Origin of the sequence: Neobacillus sp. YIM B06451, from assembly GCF_032667185.1 — a bacterium.
Taxonomy (GTDB): domain Bacteria; phylum Bacillota; class Bacilli; order Bacillales; family Cytobacillaceae; genus Bacillus_D.
The window spans coordinates 1-2,193 of the sequence record NZ_JAVFKJ010000030.1; the positions used below are offsets into that span (position 1 = coordinate 1).

Genomic DNA, 2,193 nt, shown 5'->3' on the forward strand with positions numbered 1-2,193 from the left:
GGGCAGGTTAGTTTAATAATAAAGCTATATAAAACTCCCTTTTCAAATGAAAAGGGAGCCATTTTTTTAAGTAAACTGCCTTTCAATTAGGTCTGAAGAAATCGGTTTAAGTTTCAATTCCCGCGACCAAATTGATAATTGCCCTATATGATGTATTTCATGAGTGATGAGGTGACGGATAATCTTACCCCAAGTAAATGAATAAGTTGTGTCTCCCTTTCCATTTATTTGTAATTCTTTGTTTTCATAGTCACTAGTCAAATTATGAAGGAAATTTTCTGTTACTGTTTTTGTAAATATAGAGTACCTAATAACATCATCCAAAGTGGATATAGAATCCCTTTCTGAATAGTGTTGTGGTTCATCAAGCATGTAATTAATCCATAAAAGTTCACAGTCTATGATATGGGTAAGGTTTTTCAGGATGCTTCCTATACCGCCAACTCTTTCTGCTTTAAATTCTTCTAATGGCAGGGATTCACACCATTTAAACCAGTCCTCCCTCACCTGCCAATTATATAAAAACATATCTAACAAAATGGCCGCCTCCTAATTAATATATCAATTATTTTAACAATAAATTTACTAAACTTGGTATAATTTGCTAAGCTGTTTTTAAATAAAAAAATTAAGGGGTTTATAAATGAGCGGTTATAAAATCGTATTTTTCGATGTTGATGGAACTATTACAAACCATATTGATGGAAGTATTCCGTTCTCTACTATTGAAGCTATAAAAAAATTGAAAAGCAAAGGAATAAAGGTTGTCGCTGCAACAGGAAGACCATTATCAATGTGTAAGGAAGTATACGAATTAGGCATAGAAACCTTTATTACAGCAAATGGCGGCTACGTGAAACACGGGGAAACAGTAATTCACAAAGTACCAATGAATAAAAGGGTCATTAAAGAAGTCATGGAATTCGCTCAGTTAGAGAATAATGGTCTGTCTTTCTATACTGAAGAATTCAGTATGAATGGTGTAACACAAAATGAAATTTTAACCGCGTTAAAGGAAACTTTGTTTCTCAATGATTATCCTGATACTATCAGTTCGATTCATGAACAAGAGGTATTTTTATTGTGTTTGTTTGCAAATGATGGAACTGTTGAGAAGTACATTCAAAAATTCCCTCAACTAACATTTAAAAGGTGGCATCCATATGTATTGAATGTTTTGCAGGAGGATGTGTCAAAGTCTCTGGCTATCCTGAAAACCCTAGAATTCTTTGGGATTGATAAATCGGAGGCAATTGCTTTCGGTGATGGGGAAAANATGATGGAACTGTTGAGAAGTACATCCAAAAATTCCCTCAACTAACATTTAAAAGGTGGCATCCATATGTATTGAATGTTTTGCAGGAGGATGTGTCAAAGTCTCTGGCTATCCTGAAAACCCTAGAATTCTTTGGGATTGATAAATCGGAGGCAATTGCTTTCGGTGATGGGGAAAATGATATTGATATGCTGGAATTTGTTGGCCTGGGTATTGCAATGGGGAATGGGAATGAAAAGTTGAAAAACGTTGCAGATTTTATTACGAAGAAATCTAGTGAAGATGGTATTCATTATGCGTTAAAAGAGTACGGAATAATTTGAAATAACTAATTGATTTAGTTAGTGATTATGCATGCAAGAAGTTACTTATCTTTTGGAACAATCGAAGGATTCGGTTCAAAAAGGATTCTTTATTTTTAGCTCGAATTTAACAATGACGTATGCTTTAGAGCGGATTTATTAGGGGGATGAGGATGAATAGATTATTTCTTTTGATGATTATTTGCAGTATTACAATAATTACAGGTTGTAAAAATAGCGAAGGGGTTGTTAGTCAACTAAAAGAAGAAAAAGAAAAACTAACATTGAGCCTAAGTGAGAGTGAAAAGACCAGAGATGAACTAAATAAAAGAATTGCAGACTTGGAAAAACAGCTTGAGACTAATAAAAAGGAAAAAGAATTGTTTAGTACTATTAGTAACTTATCAAAAGATTTTGTGAAAGCCCATACTTCAGGTGATAAGGAAAAAATCCAATCACTCGTTTCAGATGACCTTTTCATTGAAGAAAAGGAGAATAAGCTTTATATCAATAATAACGCTAATGATCAATGGTTGTTGTATCCCTTCAGTGGTAAGCAATTGGATGATTGGGTAATTCAGGGATTCCAATATAATAGTGATAGTGATACTTATT

General features: G+C 33.5%; 3 protein-coding genes and 1 pseudogene. 3 read left to right on the forward strand and 1 reads right to left on the reverse strand.

What is annotated here, in order from left to right; all coding sequences use genetic code 11:
* Positions 1 to 66: 66 nt before the first annotated feature.
* A complete protein-coding gene (locus RB160_RS23850; RefSeq protein WP_316572949.1) occupies positions 67 to 528 on the reverse strand; it encodes a DinB family protein in 462 nt (153 codons plus the stop codon).
* A gap of 115 nt (positions 529 to 643) precedes the next feature.
* Here RB160_RS23850 and RB160_RS23855 point away from each other — a divergent pair, with 115 nt between their 5' ends.
* The 3 genes and pseudogenes from RB160_RS23855 to RB160_RS23865 form a co-directional block, all read left to right on the forward strand.
* On the forward strand, positions 644 to 1,321 hold the full coding sequence (locus RB160_RS23855) for an HAD-IIB family hydrolase (protein WP_316572947.1): 678 nt from the start codon (positions 644 to 646) through the stop codon (positions 1,319 to 1,321).
* A pseudogene (locus RB160_RS23860) lies at positions 1,279 to 1,599 on the forward strand (HAD hydrolase family protein); the annotation flags it as partial. The gene RB160_RS23855 and the pseudogene RB160_RS23860, both read left to right, overlap by 43 nt.
* A gap of 152 nt (positions 1,600 to 1,751) precedes the next feature.
* On the forward strand, positions 1,752 to 2,193 hold a 442-nt coding region (locus tag RB160_RS23865), incomplete at its 3' end, for a coiled-coil domain-containing protein (RefSeq protein ID WP_316572948.1).